Annotated in this window: 18 protein-coding genes; 15 read left to right on the top strand and 3 right to left on the bottom strand. The window is 24.5% G+C overall.

The annotated features are described in order from the left end of the window. Positions 1 to 252: 252 nt before the first annotated feature. The 8 genes from EGD97_RS07365 to EGD97_RS07330 all read left to right on the top strand — a co-directional run bounded on the left by EGD97_RS07365 (position 253) and on the right by EGD97_RS07330 (position 9,341). Positions 253 to 939 (top strand): sugar transferase, encoded by a 687-nt coding sequence (locus EGD97_RS07365; protein ID WP_127836931.1) that lies wholly within the window; start codon positions 253 to 255, stop codon positions 937 to 939. A gap of 11 nt (positions 940 to 950) precedes the next feature. Next, a complete protein-coding gene (locus EGD97_RS07360) occupies positions 951 to 2,309 on the top strand; it encodes a nucleotide sugar dehydrogenase (protein WP_127836930.1) in 1,359 nt (452 codons plus the stop codon). A 57-nt stretch (positions 2,310 to 2,366) separates the two neighbouring features. After that, a complete protein-coding gene (locus EGD97_RS07355) occupies positions 2,367 to 3,101 on the top strand; it encodes a WecB/TagA/CpsF family glycosyltransferase (RefSeq protein WP_127836929.1) in 735 nt (244 codons plus the stop codon). 53 nt (positions 3,102 to 3,154) lie between these two features. Next, positions 3,155 to 4,261 carry a glycosyltransferase family 4 protein gene (locus EGD97_RS07350; RefSeq protein ID WP_127836928.1) on the top strand — a complete coding sequence of 369 codons (1,107 nt, stop codon included), beginning with the start codon at positions 3,155 to 3,157 and terminating at the stop codon, positions 4,259 to 4,261. 114 nt (positions 4,262 to 4,375) lie between these two features. Beyond that, a complete protein-coding gene (locus EGD97_RS12805) occupies positions 4,376 to 5,683 on the top strand; it encodes an O-antigen ligase family protein (protein ID WP_127836927.1) in 1,308 nt (435 codons plus the stop codon). A gap of 28 nt (positions 5,684 to 5,711) precedes the next feature. Further along, a complete protein-coding gene (locus EGD97_RS07340) occupies positions 5,712 to 6,704 on the top strand; it encodes a glycosyltransferase (RefSeq protein WP_127836926.1) in 993 nt (330 codons plus the stop codon). Positions 6,705 to 6,776: 72 nt separating this feature from the next. After that, complete coding sequence (locus EGD97_RS07335) at positions 6,777 to 8,315, top strand: lipopolysaccharide biosynthesis protein (protein ID WP_127836925.1); 1,539 nt, start codon at positions 6,777 to 6,779, stop codon at positions 8,313 to 8,315. A 201-nt stretch (positions 8,316 to 8,516) separates the two neighbouring features. Beyond that, entirely contained in the window at positions 8,517 to 9,341 is an 825-nt protein-coding gene (locus tag EGD97_RS07330) for a glycosyltransferase family 32 protein (protein WP_228201990.1), read from the top strand. A 229-nt stretch (positions 9,342 to 9,570) separates the two neighbouring features. Here EGD97_RS07330 and EGD97_RS12570 read toward each other — a convergent pair whose 3' ends face one another. Together EGD97_RS12570 and EGD97_RS12565 are read right to left on the bottom strand one after the other, a co-directional pair. Continuing rightward, the gene (locus EGD97_RS12570) at positions 9,571 to 10,134 is read right to left on the bottom strand and encodes a transposase (RefSeq protein WP_228201989.1); all 564 of its coding nucleotides are present in this window, start codon (positions 10,132 to 10,134) and stop codon (positions 9,571 to 9,573) included. An 81-nt stretch (positions 10,135 to 10,215) separates the two neighbouring features. Further along, positions 10,216 to 10,587 carry a transposase gene (locus EGD97_RS12565; RefSeq protein ID WP_228201987.1) on the bottom strand — a complete coding sequence of 124 codons (372 nt, stop codon included), beginning with the start codon at positions 10,585 to 10,587 and terminating at the stop codon, positions 10,216 to 10,218. Between the two features lie 179 nt (positions 10,588 to 10,766). Here EGD97_RS12565 and EGD97_RS07320 point away from each other — a divergent pair, with 179 nt between their 5' ends. The 3 genes from EGD97_RS07320 to EGD97_RS07310 all read left to right on the top strand — a co-directional run bounded on the left by EGD97_RS07320 (position 10,767) and on the right by EGD97_RS07310 (position 14,531). Continuing rightward, positions 10,767 to 12,497, top strand: coding sequence for an N-acetylglucosaminidase (locus tag EGD97_RS07320; RefSeq protein ID WP_164850173.1), 1,731 nt, complete (start codon positions 10,767 to 10,769; stop codon positions 12,495 to 12,497). Positions 12,498 to 12,647: 150 nt separating this feature from the next. After that, positions 12,648 to 13,802 carry a non-hydrolyzing UDP-N-acetylglucosamine 2-epimerase gene (gene wecB, locus EGD97_RS07315; protein ID WP_127836922.1) on the top strand — a complete coding sequence of 385 codons (1,155 nt, stop codon included), beginning with the start codon at positions 12,648 to 12,650 and terminating at the stop codon, positions 13,800 to 13,802. Between the two features lie 21 nt (positions 13,803 to 13,823). Further along, positions 13,824 to 14,531 (top strand): CDK-activating kinase assembly factor MAT1, encoded by a 708-nt coding sequence (locus EGD97_RS07310; protein ID WP_127836921.1) that lies wholly within the window; start codon positions 13,824 to 13,826, stop codon positions 14,529 to 14,531. Positions 14,532 to 14,612: 81 nt separating this feature from the next. On the opposite strand, the gene EGD97_RS07305 is transcribed toward EGD97_RS07310, so the two are convergent. Continuing rightward, on the bottom strand, positions 14,613 to 14,855 hold the full coding sequence (locus EGD97_RS07305) for a hypothetical protein (RefSeq protein ID WP_127836920.1): 243 nt from the start codon (positions 14,853 to 14,855) through the stop codon (positions 14,613 to 14,615). Positions 14,856 to 15,162: 307 nt separating this feature from the next. Here EGD97_RS07305 and EGD97_RS07300 point away from each other — a divergent pair, with 307 nt between their 5' ends. From EGD97_RS07300 to folE, 4 genes are read left to right on the top strand one after another with little or no spacing between them, the layout of a single operon-like run. Next, on the top strand, positions 15,163 to 15,750 hold the full coding sequence (locus EGD97_RS07300; RefSeq protein ID WP_127836919.1) for an anthranilate synthase component II: 588 nt from the start codon (positions 15,163 to 15,165) through the stop codon (positions 15,748 to 15,750). After that, positions 15,747 to 17,120, top strand: a complete 1,374-nt coding sequence (pabB, locus tag EGD97_RS07295) for an aminodeoxychorismate synthase component I (protein WP_127836918.1) — start codon at positions 15,747 to 15,749, stop codon at positions 17,118 to 17,120. Before EGD97_RS07300 ends, pabB begins: the two co-directional genes overlap by 4 nt. After that, on the top strand, positions 17,117 to 17,899 hold the full coding sequence (locus EGD97_RS07290) for an aminotransferase class IV (protein WP_078682816.1): 783 nt from the start codon (positions 17,117 to 17,119) through the stop codon (positions 17,897 to 17,899). The genes pabB and EGD97_RS07290 overlap by 4 nt, the downstream gene beginning before the upstream one ends. Next, complete coding sequence (gene folE, locus EGD97_RS07285) at positions 17,899 to 18,453, top strand: GTP cyclohydrolase I FolE (protein ID WP_205693964.1); 555 nt, start codon at positions 17,899 to 17,901, stop codon at positions 18,451 to 18,453. Before EGD97_RS07290 ends, folE begins: the two co-directional genes overlap by 1 nt. Positions 18,454 to 18,457 lie beyond the last annotated feature (4 nt).

Below are 18,457 nucleotides of genomic sequence, written 5' to 3'. Positions count from 1 at the left end.
AATTCATGTACAAAATTGTACATTTTTATTTTCCACTTTTTGTGCATTTTTATTTTATCATTTACAATAGACTTCATATAGACTTATAGAAAAATAAATAATATAATAATATTGTCATAAAATAAGGAAATATACAAAAAAATATAAATATAATACAATGTATTTGAATAAATACATTAATATTAGTATAATAAAATATGTATTGTTGACATATAGTGAGATTTTATGTCAAATTTATAGGGGGAAATATTTATGGAGAGTATAAGAAAAGAAGATTCTGTTTATAAAGATGAAAATATTAATAAAGATGAAAATATTAATAAATTTGAAAAGAGCAAGGGGTATTATATAACAAAAAGGTTTATAGATGTTTTAGGTTCTTTGTTTGGAATAATTTTATTAAGCCCCATAATGATAATAACAGCTATTTCAATAAAAATTGAATCAGGTGGATCAATTATATTTTCACAAGAAAGAGTAGGAAAAAACGGAAAGCTTTTCAAAATGTATAAATTTAGATCTATGATAGAAAATGCAGAACAATTACTTGATAAACTTAAAGACAAAAATGAGATGTCTGGACCTATGTTTAAGATGACAGATGATCCTAGAATAACAAAAGTAGGAAAATTTATCAGAAAAACAAGTATTGATGAATTACCACAATTATTTAATGTCCTTAAAGGGGACATGTCTTTGGTAGGCCCAAGGCCAAATCTTCCTAAAGAAGTAAGCCAATTTACAAATTATCAAAAGCAAAAGTTATTAGCAAAACCAGGGCTTACATGTTACTGGCAAGTTATGGGGAGAAACAGTATAGATTTTGAAGATTGGATGAAATTAGATATAAAATATATAGAAGAAAGAAATACATGGATTGATATGAAATTAATATTTAAAACATTTTTTGTATTATTTGGAGATAAAAATGCTAAATAGGAGGAAATAAGATGGAAAATAATTATTCAAAAATTAGAAATTTAAAAGAAGAAATTAGTGAAAGTTCGTTAAATAAGAAAGTGTGTATATTTGGACAAGGATTTGTAGGACTTCCGCTAGCATTAAGTTTTGCACTAAGAGGATGTGATACAATAGGGGTTGATGTTAATTCAAGCCTAGTAGAAGATATAAATAATGGAATTACACATCATACAGAAAAATTTTATAATGTAACTATACAAGAAATTCTTAAAGTTCAACTTAAAGAAGGAAGATATAAAGCAACTATAGATGCAGAAGGAGCAGTTAAAAATTGCAATAATATAATTGTAACAGTTGGAATTCCTATAAAGAATGGGAATTATATAATGGATCATCTAAAAGAAGCTTGTACATTAATAGGAAGAAATATTAAAAGACAGGATTTAGTTGTAGTTAGAAGTACTGTTATTCCAGGAACCACTGAAGAGTTTATTTTGCCTATACTTGAGAAGGAATCAGGTATGAAAGCAGGAGAAGATTTTTATTTAGCTTATGCATCTGAAAGAATAGCCGAAGGTAATGCTTTTGATGAATTTGCTAATATGCCTACTTTAGTAGGAGCAATAAATGAAGCAAGCCTACAAAGAGCAATGAGTCTTTTATCGATTGTTTGTAAAGCCGAAATGGTTCCAGCAAGTAATATAAAGGCAGTAGAAACTTCAAAAGTATTTGAAAATGTTCAAAGAGATGTCAATATTGCTATGTCTCAAGAATTTGCAAGATTTGCTGAAGCTCTAGGAATAGATATTTTTGAAGTTATACGATTAGCTAATACACATAAAAGAGTTAATTTATTAACACCAGGTCCAGGAGTAGGAGGATATTGTATACCTAATGCTTATCATTATATATCACCTAAAGCAAATGAATTATCTGTAAATATGGAATTGTTAAAATTAGCACGTGAAAAAAATGAAAAATTACCTCAATTTATAGTTGATAAAACAAAAGAATTATTAAAAAGTGTCAATAAAGATATAAAAAATTCTAAGATAGCAGTTTTGGGATTAGCTATGAAAGACTATTCTAATGATGATAGAATAAGTCCACCTATTGATATTACTAAACTTTTAATTAAAGAAGGGGCAGATGTTAAGGCTTTTGATCCTATTGTACCAACAAAATATCCTTTTAAAGTAAATACACAAGAGGAGGCTTTAAAAGATGCTGATGTTGTATTAGTACTTACAAAACAGTATCAAATAAAGTTTGATGATTTAGAATATATTAAAAATTTAATGAAAACATCTCCTATATATATAGATACAAAAGCAGTAGTAGATTCTGAGAAAGCTAAACAATTGGGTTTTAAATATTGGAGAATTTAAAGGTTGTTATATATAACAACCTTTAAATGTAATAATTATAAAAAGGTGGGAAAATAATTGGATAAAAGGATACATATGTTGGGATGTTATATAGATGCACTTACAATGGATGAAACTATAGAAAAAATAAAACAAATTATTAAAAGTAAGAAATATACACAACATGTTGTAATAAATGCGAGCAAAGCTGTACTTATGCAAAAAGATAAAAAACTTACAGAAATAATAAACAACTGTGAACTTATCAATGCAGATGGACAATCCATAGTTTGGGCGTCTAAACTTTTAGGTAAACCACTCCCAGAAAGAGTAACAGGTATAGATCTTTTTAATAACTTAGTAAAAGAAGCAGCTAAAGAAGGATATAGAATTTATTTTTTTGGAGCAAAAGAAGAAGTAGTAAAAAGAGTAGTTGAAATTTATAAAGAGAAATATCCTAATTTAAATATAGCGGGATATAGAAATGGATATTTTAAAGAAGATGAGAGTTTACAAATAGCAGAACAAATAAGAAATTCAAGACCAGATATTTTATTTGTTGCGTTTTCAAGTCCTAAAAAAGAATATTGGATTAATGAATATTTGAAAATTATGAAAGTACCATTTGTTATGGGGGTAGGTGGAAGTTTTGATGTAGTTGCAGGAGTAACTAAAAGAGCTCCTAAATGGATGCAAAATTTAGGATTAGAATGGTTTTATAGATTTATTCAGGAGCCAAGAAGGATGTGGAGAAGATATATTATTGGGAATTTTAAATTTGTTAAATTAGTCCTAAAAAGTAAATTTAGATAATCTAAAAGATTAATATTTTAATATTTTAAGATATAGTATGGAGAATAAAAACAATGAAAGAAAGAATAAAAATTTTATTAATTTCAAATATGTATCCTAACAAAAGATATCCTAATTATGGAGTTTTTGTAAAAAACACTGAAAAAATTTTAAAAAATTCCAATTTTAAAGTTTATAAAATTGTATTAACAAAGCAAACTAATAAAATAAAAAAGTTAATTAAATATATTTTATTCTATTTTAATATTATATTTAAAGGTATTTTTAAAAAATATGATGTTATATATGTACACTATGCATCTCACAATGCAATACCACTTATTATTTTAAAAAAAATAAAAAAAAATATAAAGATATTTGTAAATGTTCATGGCAGTGATATAGTTCCAGAAACTAATTTTCAACAAAAATTACAATTATACACAAAAACATTATTACAAAACAGTGATTTAATAATAGTTCCTTCAAATTATTTTAAAAATTTGGTAAATAAAGATTTTAATATTAATTTTAATAAAATTTTTGTTTATCCATCTTCAGGGATAAATAAAGAAAATTTTTATAAAATAGAAGATAAAAATTTAGTGTGTGAAAGACTTAAATTAAATCCACAGTATGATTATATTGGATATGTTGGGAGAATAGATACAAAGAAAGGTTGGAATGTGTTTTTAGAAGCAATGTATCTTTTAAAAAAACAAAAGTTTTTTAATGATAAAAAAATAATTGTAGTAGGAGATGGGAAAGAATTAGAAAAATTCAATTTAAAAGTAATAGAATATGAGTTACAAGATGAGATAATACATTTTCCGTTGTTACCTCAAGAAGAATTAATATACATATATAACTCTTTAAAAATTTTTTGTTTTCCTACAATGGGTGAAAGTTTAGGACTTGTAGGAATTGAAGCTATGGCTTGTGGAATACCTGTAATTGGTAGTAATATAGGAGGATTGAAAGATTATATAATTGATGGATATAATGGCTTCTTTTTTGAAGCAGGTGACAGTGAAATGCTAAAAGAAAAAATATTAAAGTATTTTCAATTAGATGAAAATGATAAGAAAATTATGATAAAAAATGCTTTAAATACTAGTCGTATGTATGAAGTTAATAATATTAAAAATGATTTAATAAATATTTTTATTAATAATGTTTAATAAAAACAGATTGAAATTTATAACAGTAAGTTGATTTTTTAGAAAATAAGATATTTTGTTAATTAAATTACAATATATAAAGGATGTATTTTTGAGAGGCAGAGTGATAAAAATATGAAATTTGGTTTAAAGAATAAATTGTCATTTGAGGAAGTAGTATTTTATTATATACTTTCTTTGACATTATTTATTGATTTTTTAAATGGAATTTGGATAAAATTTGTTAATCCCAATATTTCTCTTGGACAGTTTATTAGAGTATTGGTAACAATGTTTTGTATATATTGTATATTTAAATATAATAGTACGAAAAGCAAAAGAATATTGTATTTCTTTTCTATTATATTTTTTTTAGGAATTAATTTTTTATTTTATAACAAATTTTTCAATATTTATTCTTCGTTTAAATTAATATATTTTTTAGTTTTAACATTAGCTATATTTTCACTTTATGATGCAAAAAAATTTCAATTAAGTACAATAGTAAGTTCAATTAATAATAATTTATATATTTTGCCTATATTAATTTTGACTTCATATGTTTTAAATATAGGGAGTTCAAGCTATACAAAAGGATTTGGATATAAAGGATCATTTATATCATTAAATGGTCTTAATATAAGCATGATTGTACTTTTGATTTTTGCTATAGAAAAGGAATTTAATAAGTTTAAATATATTAAAAAATTTTTAATGTTAGTTTATATAATTATTCCAACTATATTTCTTGGGACTAAATCTAGCATACTTTTTTCAATATTTTCATTTATTTTATATTTTGTATATAATAAAATTTATAAGATTAACTCTATTAATAATGATAAGTCTGTAAAAAATATATATAGTTATATAGGGATAATATTAATAATAATCTTCTTAATATTAAATAATTATAGTTATTTAATATTAAGAAAAATTTTAGAAAGACAAATATATTTTATACAATTTACTTTGCAAAAAACAAATAATTATAATATTATAACTTATTTATTAAGTACAAGAAATATTTTTTTAAGAGAAATATCAAAATATTTTTTGAATAATTTTAGTATTATAAAAATATTTATTGGATCAGGTGCATTTGAAATACAAAAAGAGTTAGCACATATCTTAGGTCTTAACGGTTTAAAAAGTATAGAAATGGACTTATTTGATATATTTTTTTATTATGGAATAATTGGAGTAATCCTAACTTATGGTTTTTGCGTTTATATATTTATAAAAAACATACCAAAAGAAAACTTTAAAGTGAAAAGACCCTTTTTCATATCTTTTATTTGTATTATTATTTTTAGTATTTTAGGTGGACATGTTTTTTTTCAACCAATGAGTTCGACTTTTTTATCCATTAGCTTATGCGGGTTATATATGAAAGGATTTAATAATAAAGATGAAAATAATAGAAATTTATATGATGTATAAAATAAAAAATAATTAAGAAGGTGTTAAAGTGAAGGATAATGATATTAAAGTGTCGGTAATATTACCAGCATATAATGTAGAACCTTATATTAATAAATGTTTAGATTCGTTATTAAATCAATCATTAAAAGAAATTGAGATTATTGTTGTAAATGATGGGTCTACAGATAATACAATTGATGTTATACAAAAATATAAAAAATATTTTGAACATATTTTAATTATTGAACAAAAAAATAAAGGACTTTCTGCAGCTAGAAATATAGGATTAAAATATGCTAAAGGTAAATATGTATTTTTTTTAGATTCAGATGATTTTATAGATACTAAAATGCTAGAAGAATTATATAAAGAATGTGAGATTAACGATTTGGACATTATTTGTTTTAATGGTTATTATTATAATGATAGTAAAGATTTAAAGATTATAAGGGAAGCAAATATTGATATAAATAATATATATTGTGGAATAAATTTTTTACAAGATTTAATAAATTTTAATGCCTATTTACCTATGGTGTGGTTAAATATGTACAAAAAAGAATTCTTATTAAAAAATAAACTTTGTTTTATGGAGGGAGTATATCATGAAGATATAGAATTTACTCCAAGAGCATATATTTTGGCACAAAAGGTAAAGTATAATAATAAACCATTTTATTATTATATACAGAGAAAAGGAAGTATTACAAAAACAAAGTCAAATAAAAATTATTTAGATATATTAAAAATAATTGAAAGTTTAATTAATTTTGTTGATGAGTTAAAAAATAAAAAAATAAATACATTAATTTATATAATAATAACTAAAGTTTTATTAACAATGTATAAAGAGATGAATTGTATTGCCAAAAATGATGCTTATTATATTATTGATTGCATAAATAATAATCATAAATTAAAACAATTAGAAAAAAATATTGAAAAATTACAAAAAAAAGATTGGATAAGGAGTACTATAATAAAATTTCCAAAATTAATTGTAAAAATTTATAAAATAGGTAATAAAAATACGTATTAAATAAAATTTATTTTAAGATAAATCATTACAGTTAAATTTAATCAGAGATTATAATAAATTAGAGGTAATAATATGAAAAATAATCAATTGGCAATTAATATGATAGCAAAAATTGTCGCTTTTATTGTAAACGCAGGTACAAGTTTCTTTTTAGCCCCATTTTTAATTAAAAATGTTGGTAGAGAAGCTTATGGATTTGTAGGATTAGCTAATGATTTTGTTAATTATGCTCAAATAGTAACGGTTGCTCTAAATTCAATGGCAGGTAGATTTGTTACGATTAGCCTTTATAAAAACGATGATAAATCTGTAAATAAATATTTTACTTCAGTTATATTTGCAAATATAATTATAGCTAGTGTAATGACCATTCCTTCAGTATTTATTATATTTTTTATAAATAGAATAGTAAATGTTCCATATAATATTTTAACTGATATAAAGTTATTATTAACATTTGTTTTTTTAAATTTTTTAATTAATATAATAGGATCAGTATTCGGAATAGCACCATTTGCTAAAAATAGACTAGATTTGGAATCAAAAAGAATAATAGAAACTAATATATTAAAAGCAGTAGTATTAGTAGTATTATTTTATGTTTTTGAACCTTCTGTATGGTATATAGGATTAACATCATTGCTGTGTACTATATATATAATAATTACAAATATATTTTATACAAAAAAATTATTGCCTCAGGTTAATATTAGAAAAAAATATTTTGATTTTAATTATATAAAAATTTTATTATCATCTGGCATTTGGAATTCTTTTTCAAAATTAAGCTCAATATTAGCAACTGGGTTAAATTTGCTTATTACTAATATATTTATTGGTGCATCAGCAATGGGTATATTATCTATTGCAAAGACGGTGCCTCAAATGATATTATCAGTTTTTTCTATGTTAGCAAGTATATTTGCACCTCAACTAACAATTAGTTATGCACAAAATGATTTTGACAATATAAGAAAGCAATTATTATTATCAATGAAACTATTAGGTATGTTAGCATGTATACCTATGTCAATATTATTTGTATATGGAGATGTTTTTTATAAATTATGGGTTCCAGACCAAAATGCACTACTATTGCAAATGTTATCAATTATATCTTGTTTCGAATTAGTTTTTGCATTACCACAAGAAAGCTTATGGAATGTGTTTACGGCAACTAATAAAGTAAAACAATCATCTATAGTATTATTTTTTACAAGTTTACTATCGATTATAATTACAATGAGTGGAATAATATTTGCAAAAAATGCAAATCAAAAACTTTTTATTATTGCAGGGACAAGTACCATAGTTGCAGTTATAAGAACATTAACTTTTTTGCCTATATATGGAGCTAAATGTTTAAATTTTAAGAAAACTACATTTTATCCTTTAATAGTAAGAAACACAATATCTGTTGTTATAGTAACACTAATATCATTTTTTATTAAAAACAAAATTATAGTTAATACGTGGATTAGATTTTTTATTATATGTATTATAACTGCTATTATTGGTATATTTATAAATATAATTTTAATATTAGAAAAAGAAGAAAGAAAAATATTAAAAGATATTATTTTAAATTTATTTAATTTTAAAAATGCTTAATTATAAATGTAACAAATAAAAAATATATCAACCATACTTACTGAAATTATTTATGATATAGAGGTCTAATCTAAATATACAGGAGAATCTACTATGGTTGATGGAAATAGTTTTAATACATTTACACAATTTCTTAAATACCTAAATTTATATATTGAGAAGAAGGTATAAAATTGATATTATAAATTAAAAAGAAAGGAGATTTATATGAGCAATATACCTAAAATAATTCACTATTGTTGGTTTGGAGGGAATCCTTTATCTGATCTAGCTTTAAAATGTATAAATAGTTGGAAAAAATATTGTCCTGATTATAAAATTATAGAATGGAATGAAAATAATTTTGACATTAATTCCAATATGTACGTGAAGGAGGCATATCAAGCAAAAAAGTGGGCTTTTGTAACAGATTATGTAAGATTATTTGTATTATATGAATATGGTGGAATATATATGGATACAGATGTAGAAATAATAAGAAATATAGATAGATTTTTATGTTATGATGCATTTTCAGGATTTGAAACAGTTAATAGTATTCCAACTGCGATTATGGGAGCTAAAAAAGGTAACGAATGGATAAAATATCTTTTATCATTTTATGACAATAAGCATTTTATTTGTGAAGACGGAAGTTTTGATACTACAACTAATGTTATTACAATAACAAATATGACAAAAAAAAAATATAACATACATCTTAATAATAAATTTCAAAATATAGATGAGGGAATTGTACTTTATCCTAAAGAATATTTTTGCCCCAAAGACTATATCACTGGAGAAATTATTCTTACTAAAAATACTTATTGTATACATCATTTTGCTGCTTCATGGCATACAGAAGTAGAAAAAATACAATTCGAAAAATACAAAAAATATAGAAAGTTATTTGGTAATAATTTAGGGAAAAAAATTTATATATTTAATAGACATTTGAATACACTTAAAACAAAGGGTATTTTTTATTGTATAAAAAAGTTGTATAATAAATATATAAATATTATATTAAGAATTATAAGTTAATATGTTAAGTATTAAAAATAAAAAATAAAAAATGTTTTTTTCCAATGTTTTAAAATAGATATGAGCATAATTAAAGAAAAAATAAAACAATAAAAGTTAAATTATTACAATTGTTATTAAGCATAGCTTAACTATTTAAAATGGAACTTAAGTTGAAATTAAAGAAACAAAAAAGGGTAGACTATCCCCTTGGTAAAATTGATGCTTAAAAATTTTGATACAACTTAGTTTAAGCTGTCCTTTTTAATCCCGATAGGGATTTGTATTTATCAACACAGCCAGATTTTATAGCAGCAATTGCAATAGTTAAAAGGCAAATATGTCCGATTGTATTTAGATTAGTAATAGAGTTAATATTTCTAACATAAGCTTGTTCAATATTTAAAATCTTCCATCTAGAATTGTATCTTTCAGATTCAGTTCTAAGGCTGTATATTTTCTTAAAAAATATAGAATCACGATTTATAGAGGATCTATAATCAGTTCCAATGCTTATGTATTTTATACAACCTCTGTTCTTCTTACCGTTAAAGAATTTTTCGTGTTTACATGGACATAAAGAATCATCTTTAGAAGTCCTAAAAGGACAGCAAAACTTTTGTTTAATATATGAATCAAAATATTGTTTGCCATCTTTATGCATTGCTAATCCGGCATCGCATATTACATTGCCTGTTGATGTTAAGTTTTTAGGTTTTGATCCATGTTTATTTAATGCAATGAAGGCATGGCCTTTAAGGGTATTACGAATAAAATCATGATTTTGCTTTGAGTCATAACCTTTATCAGCAATAATATAACTACCAATGAGTGAAAACCACTCATTAACAGGAGTGTCATCAACTGATATAAAGTTGTTGTCAATAAACCCTAGCTATTTAAGAAGATTAACTTGATTTTTCATGATTTCTTTAAAATAAGAGTTAGATAAATTTTTGATAAATCTCTGAAAAACCCAGTATGAAGGTAAAGGCTTAAGAATATTGAAACCATAAAGCTGAGCAATGATTAGATTATTTTCTAGAAAATCTTTAAGGTCAGTAACTTGGCCAAGCTTCTCACATTTCATGACAATGAAAGCTCTAAAAAGAGCATGACGTGAAAATCCAGCAGGACCAAATTTTGAAGGTACCCTATCGGGTAATGAGGATAGAGCAAGATTATCGAAGATTCTTGTATAAAAGTTGATAAGCTTTTGAGAAGTAAAAAGTTCAATTATGTTAAAAATTTCTTGACGTTGGTACATAGAGATTTCCTCCTTATTGTTTTTATATTATTTGTGTTTATATAGTATAATTCGACAAAAAGTGAGGAAATCCTATGACATATATTTGAGTGATAAAAAAATTAGTCCTAACGGGCTAGTAATATCAAGACCTTAGAATTATGCTCAAGGCTAATGAAGTAGGGATAAGAGGTGATAAATTGCTAAGATATAGGAAAAATATTATAGTTTTGGTTATTACAAGTTTAATTTTATCAAAAACAAGCAGTATTCAAGCAGGCACTATGACTGCTGATAAGTATTATAATACTGCTATTTCATATAGTTCTACTAATCCATATGAGGCTCTTAATATATATAAAGAAGCATATAGTATTTACTCAGATGATTATAGATTTATTAATGGAATAAATAATTCAGCAATTACTATTTTAAGATGGAGTATAGGTAGTCATAATAAAGGAAATTTTGGTGTAGCAATTAATGGCTATGATACAGTTATTAATTCACCAGCTAATTTTTATATAAAGCAGGCTGCTACACGAAATAAGCAGTTAGCTATAAATAAAAAAGTCCCAATAACTTCAAATGAATATTATAGTATAATGTCAAAATTTAGTTTATCAGCTCCGTATGATATATTTAATATATCAAATGAGGCTATAATGATTTATTATAATGATAAGAGATTTATAGATGGCATAAATGATAGTGCAAAAGTAATATTATCATGGAGCAAAGGAAGTCATAAGAAAGGTAATTTTACACCAGCAATTAATGGATATCAAACTATATTAGATTCAATTAATGTGAATGATGAGATCATATCTGAAACAAATAAATATCTTAATCTTGCTAGTAATAAAAAGATTTGGTATACAGCAGATGAATATTATAATAAAATGAAGAAAGTTATTTCAAGTAATCCTTATGAAGCTTTGGATATAAATATAGAAGCTCAAAATTTATATCCTAATGATAAGAGATTTATAGATGGCATAAATGATAGTGCAAAAGTAATATTATCATGGAGCAAAGGAAGTCATAAGAAAGGTAATTTTACACCAGCAATTAATGGATATCAAACTATATTTAATGCTCCTAATGTTGAACCTAGTTTAAAAAATGAAACAGCAGTACTTTTAATTATTGCAAAAGCTAAACAACCATATAATGACGAAGGAATATATATTACGAATACTAATTATACTATAACATTTGAAGAAGCATTAGATAAACAAATGAAATATGGAAGCCCTTTAACTGATTTATATGGCAGAGGCTCTAATGGGGAATATTGGCAAAAAGCTAAAAGAGAAGATGTAGCATATTATCTTAATCCTAATAATTTTTTAGAAAAGAAAAATATTTATCAATTCTTACAACTTTCTGGACAAGCTGGAATAAATGAATCTGAGCTTAATAATATTTTATTAAATAAAGGTATATTACAAGGAAAAGCTAAATATTTTATTGAAGCTTCACTTAAACATAATGTAAATGAAATATATTTAATAGCACATTCACTATTAGAAACTGGAAACGGTACAAGCTCTTTAGCGAATGGAGTATATTATGGAGGTAAAAAAGTATATAATATGTATGGAGTTGGAGCTTATGATAAACCATTCTATTCTTCTGATGGAGATAGGCCAAATCCTGTTGCTTGGGGTGCGAAATATGCTTATGAGCATAATTGGTTTACGCCAGAAGATGCAATAATAGGAGGGGCTGAATTTATAGGTAAGGGTTATATAAATGCTGGGCAAGACACATTATATAAAATGAAATGGAACCCAGCTAATCCGGGAAATCATCAATATGCGACAGACATAGGATGGGCTGTAAAACAAATAAATAGTATAAAAAATTTATATGATAAATGTAAAAACTATATATTAAGATTTGATATACCTGTATATAAAAAATAAATTATTAAAGCTTGACTAATATAAGTAAATGTCAAGCTTTTTTAGTTACAACTCAATAAATTATAAATTGAATAATAAATATATTTTGATAAAATAATAGATATATATAAAATATTATAAAGTAATATGATGAAATATGGAGATGATAAAATGGAAAAAATTAAAATTATGACTATTTTTGGGACAAGACCAGAAGCTATAAAAATGGCACCATTAGTTAAAGAATTAGAAAAAAATAACAAATTTGAATCGACAGTATGTGTTACAGCACAACATAGAGAAATGCTAGATCAAGTACTTAAGTTATTTGATATAAAGCCTGACTATGATTTAAATATTATGACTACTAAACAAACATTAACATCTATAACAAATAAAGTTTTAAGTGGATTAGAAAATATATTTTCTAGTTATAAACCTGATATTATATTAGTTCATGGTGATACTACTACTACGTTTGCAGCTTCTCTAGCAGCTTTTTATCAACAAATTAAAGTTGGACATGTAGAAGCTGGCTTACGTACATTTAATAAATACTTTCCTTTTCCTGAAGAAATGAATAGAAAACTTACTGGAACAATTTGTGATATACATTTTGCACCTACAAATGGATCTAAACAGAATTTATTAAATGAAGGAATAAATGAAGAAATAATATATATTACAGGGAATACTGTTATAGATGCAATGAAAACTACTATAAAAAAAGATTATATATTTGTTAATGATGTACTTAATAAAATTGATTATAATAATAGGAAAGTAATAATGGTTACAGCTCATAGAAGAGAAAATTGGGGAGAACCTTTAGAAAATATTTGCAAAGCTTTAAGAGATATAGTTTTAAATAATGAAGAAGTGGAATTAGTTTATTTAGTGCATTTAAACCCAATTGTAAGGAATACTGTAGAAAAATATTTAGGCAATCTAAGCAGAGTGCATTTATTACCTCCACTTGATACAAAAGAAACTCATAATTTAATGAATAGATGTTATATGATTATGACAGATTCAGGTGGACTACAAGAAGAAGCCCCTCATTTAGGGAAACCTGTATTAGTATTAAGAAATGTTACAGAAAGACCTGAAGCAGTTAAGGCGGGTACTGTTAAGCTTGTAGGAACTGACTATCTTAATGTTTTAAAAAATGCTGAAGTTTTAATTAAAAATATTAGTATGTATGATAAAATGAGTGAATCAATAAATCCATATGGAGATGGATTAGCAAGTAAAAGAATTATTGATGCTTTATTATATTATTTTGGATTAACAAAATATAGGCCTAAAGAATTTAAATCAGTGTAAATACAAAGGGAGAATTTAACTATGAATAAAACAACATTTAAGAAAAATGTAATTATATTTTTAGTGATAGTCATAATTTTTATAATAGGCGTGATAGGCATATATAGGTATAACAAAACTAAAGATTTAAAAGCTATTAAAGCTATATACAATAAAGGAATAAGTTTAATGGATGAAAAAAAATATTTAGAAGCTGAAAAAGAATTAAATAAAATTTATAAAGAAAATTTAAATTTATATGATAAAGCTCAAGATAAAATTAAGCAATGTAAAGAAGAATATATAAAACAAAATATAGAATTAGCTAATAATTCTATTCAAGAAAATAAATATGAAGAAGCTACAAAATATTTAGATGAAATCTTGAAAATTGATAATAAAAATAAAGAAGCTAAAAGCTTAAAAGATATTTTAGATGCTAAAATTGAAGAGCAATTTATAAAAAATATGAAAGAAAAAGAAAAGGAAACTGTAAACAAAGTTGGTGCTACAATAACTCCAGAAAAAGCAGTAGAAATAGTTAAAGGATGTGTTAAAAATAGTACTTCACAAATAAAATATGCTTATGACCATATTCAAGATCGTGATAATCAAAGTTATTATGTAATACAAGTTTATGAAAATATGGAAGACCATGTAGCTACAATAGGTTGGTATTATGTTAATGTAAATACTGGAGAAGCTTATGAATGGGATTTAATAAATGATAAATTAAAGCCAATAAAATAGATAAAAATTAAATTTTATAGTTTTGCAAGGAATAGAAAAATGAGGATTATATTTCTACTCCTTGCAAAACTTTTTTCAAACTTATTTTATATAGTCTTCAATTTGAAGTTGAATCTGATAAGAAATATGCTCTATATAAAATAATTTGTTTTCAATACTTTGTTTATTAATAATAAGTTCAAATATTTCCATTATATTAAATATATCTTTAGTATAAAGAATAAATTTATTTCCTTGTAGTTTCTTATTTAAAAGTTGATTTTGTATATAAGGAATTAGATTTATTAAATTTTCAGTATTTTTATTGGATATATTATTTTCCAATTTATTCACCTCCATATTACATAATATGTTTGGGAAAAGTATCATATTATTCATAGTTGAAGTTTATTTATGTTTTTATTAATTTTTATTTATATATGCAAGTGAAAATGTTAATATATAGTTTTTAATGTAATAAAAGCAAAAAATAATTTATTTTACTTTAAAATAAAAAAGTTGAAAAAATAAAAATTTAACACAAAAATTTTAATAATTTATAATTAAATTATTACTGTTTAAAAAAATGCCATTATATTATATAATAATTAAAAAATTAAAAGTATATAAAAACATATAAGAGGAATTAAATATGATTTTGATGATAGATAATTATGATTCTTTTGTATATAATCTTTTTAGATATTTTAAAGAAATAAATGAAGAAATATGTGTATATAGAAATGATAAAATAACTTTAAAGCAGATAGAAGAATTAAATCCAGAAGCAATAATACTATCGCCTGGTCCTAAAAGTCCATTAGAAGCGGGTATTTGTTTAGATGTAGTACATTATTTTAAAGAAAAAACTCCTATTCTTGGAATTTGTTTAGGGCATCAGACAATTTGCAGCTATTTTGGCAGTAAAATAATAAAAGGGGAAAAACCTGTTCACGGGAAAGTAACCCCTATTTATCATAACAGTCAGGGAGTTTTTAAAGGACTTAAAAATCCTATAAATGTAACAAGATATCATTCATTAATAGTTGATAAACATACTTTGCCGTCAGAGCTTAAAATTACTGCTGAAACTGAAGATGGTGTAATTATGGCAGTTAAACATAAAAAATACTTAATTGAAGGTGTTCAATTTCATCCTGAAGCTGAACTTACAGAATATGGACATAAGATGCTAAAAAACTTTTTATTGGAAGTTAGAGGCAGGAGGAATAGATTTTGAAATTATCAATTAAAGCTATTGATACTTTGCTAGATCCATTTGATATATATTCTATTTTTAAAGATGAAATTAATTCGGCTATTTTAGATAGTGGAAGTGATTTTTCTAATCTTGGCAGGTATTCATTTATTGGTATCAATCCATTTTTGACTTTAAAAGTAAAAAATGGATTGATAAAATATAATGATGTAATTGAAAAGGGAGATATATTTAAAAAAATAAATTATATTTTAGAAGAATATAATATTGAAAATAAAACAGGATTACCTTTTGTAGCTGGAGGAATTGGATATATTTCTTATGATATTGGAATGGAATTAGAAAATATTCCTAAAAAATCTTATGAAGATATTAATATACCTTCTTTATATTTTAATTTTTATGATAATATAATTATTATTGATAATTTATTAAAAAAAACTTATATTACAGCGTTAGGAATACTTAAAGACACTTGTTCTAGTATTAATGAAATAGAGAACAAAATAAAAAATGGCAAAAAAATTGTTTACGATGATGCAGACTATAATATTAATAAAAAAATTTTTAAATCTAATTTTACTAAAGAAGAATATATAAACACTGTAAATAAAGTAAAAGAATATATAAGAAATGGGGATACTTATGTTCTTAATTTGTCGCAAAGATTTACTTGTGATTGTAAAAGAAAGCCTTATGAAGTTTATAAAGACTTAAGGCATATTAATCCTGCTCCTTTTTCTGCATTTATGAATTTGGATGAATTTGCAATTTTATCTTCGTCGCCTGAGAGGTTTTTAAAAATTAAAGATAGACTAGTAGAAACTCGCCCAATAAAAGGCACAAGACCAAGAGGTAAAAATAATAAAGAAGATAAATTGTTTTTAGAAGAACTCAAAAATAGCGAAAAAGATAAATCTGAACTTTTAATGATTGTAGATTTAGAGAGAAATGATTTAAGTAAAGTATGCAAACCTCATTCAGTAAAAGTTAAAGAAATGTTTAAAATTGAAACATATCCTTCAGTACATCATTTAGTATCTACTGTAATTGGAGAACTTGAAGATGAAAAAAGCAGCATTGATTGTATTAAGGCATGTTTTCCTGGGGGATCTATTACTGGAGCACCTAAAATACGTTCTATGGAGATAATTAATGAACTTGAGAAGGCTCGAAGGAATATTTATACGGGTTCAATAGGGTATATAGGTTTTGATGGTAACATTGATTTAAACATAGTAATAAGAACTATATTAATGATGGAAGGTAAAGCGTCTTTTGGTGTTGGAGGAGGAATTACATGGGAATCTGATTGTGCTTTTGAATATGAAGAAACTCTTCATAAGGCGGCTGCTCTTATGAAAGTTCTTGGGAAAGAAGGGCCTATATGATAATCAATTTAATAAAAAATGATAAGCCTATTATAGAATATGACAGTGGTTTCTTTTTTGGTAAAGGCTTATTTGAAACTATTCTTATTTTAAAAGAACCTGTTTTTTTAGATGAACATTTAGAAAGATTAAATAAAGGTCTTAAAAAATTAGAAATTAATAATGAAGTTAATTCAAAAATGGTTTATGATAATATATGTGGAGTTACAAATTGCGCACTTAAAATTATGGTTTCTGAAAAAAATATAATTTTAAGTGCACGTGAGCTAAAGTATACAGAAGATTATTACGATAGAGGATTTAAAATTAAATTAAGCAGCATTAAAAAAAATCCTGAAAGCCCAATTGTGAGTTTAAAAAGTTTTAATTACCTTGAAAATATAATTGAAAAAGAGAAATGGCAAAAGCAAGGATTTGATGAAGCTGTATTTTTGAATATAAATGATTATATTACAGAAGGAACTATGTCAAATATATTCATAATTTTAGATGATTTTATATTAACGCCTTCCGTAGAATGTGGACTTTTAAATGGAGTTGTCCGTAATTTTATTATTAATAAATTAGGCTCAAAATTTAATATAATTGAAGGGAAAATACCATTAAGTGTTATTAAACAATGCAAGGGAATGTTTATTACAAACAGCTTGCTTGGTGTTATGTGGGTTAGACAATTTGAGAATTTATATTTTCCCAAACACAAAATTTATGAAGAAATAAGGAACTATTATAATGAATATATTAAAAACAATAAAGCTAAAAAAGGAGTTAAGTCATGATAGATCATAACAAAATAAAAGAAGCAGTAAAAATGATAATTGAAGCAATAGGTGAAGATCCTGAAAGAGAGGGGCTTATTGAAACTCCTGATAGAATAGCAAGAATGTATGAAGAAATATTTTCAGGTATAGATGAAAGTGCAAAAAAGCATTTGTCTAAAACTTTTTCTGTTAAAAATAATGATATAGTGATTGAAAAGGACATACCTTTTTACTCCATGTGTGAACATCATTTTTTGCCTTTTTATGGGAAAGTCCATATAGCTTACATACCAAATGGTAAGGTTGCAGGGTTAAGTAAACTTGCTAGAACTGTAGAAGTATATGCAAAAAGACCACAGCTTCAAGAAAGAATGACTTCTGATATAGCAGATGCATTAAAAAAATATCTTGATGCACAAGGTGTTATAGTTATAATAGAGGCTGAACATTTATGTATGAATATGAGAGGAATTAAAAAGCCAGGAAGTAAAACTAAAACTTTAACTGTTAGAGGAATATTTGAAGAAAATTTAAAACTTAGAGAAGAAGCTCTTGAGCTTATTAGAGATTAGGGTG

The sequence above is a fragment of the Clostridium prolinivorans genome (genome assembly GCF_004011155.1).
GTDB classification, from domain to species: domain Bacteria; phylum Bacillota; class Clostridia; order Clostridiales; family Clostridiaceae; genus Clostridium_AT; species Clostridium_AT prolinivorans.
The sequence above is the reverse complement of the archived record's forward strand: the minus strand, read 5'-3'. Positions and strand labels throughout refer to the sequence as shown.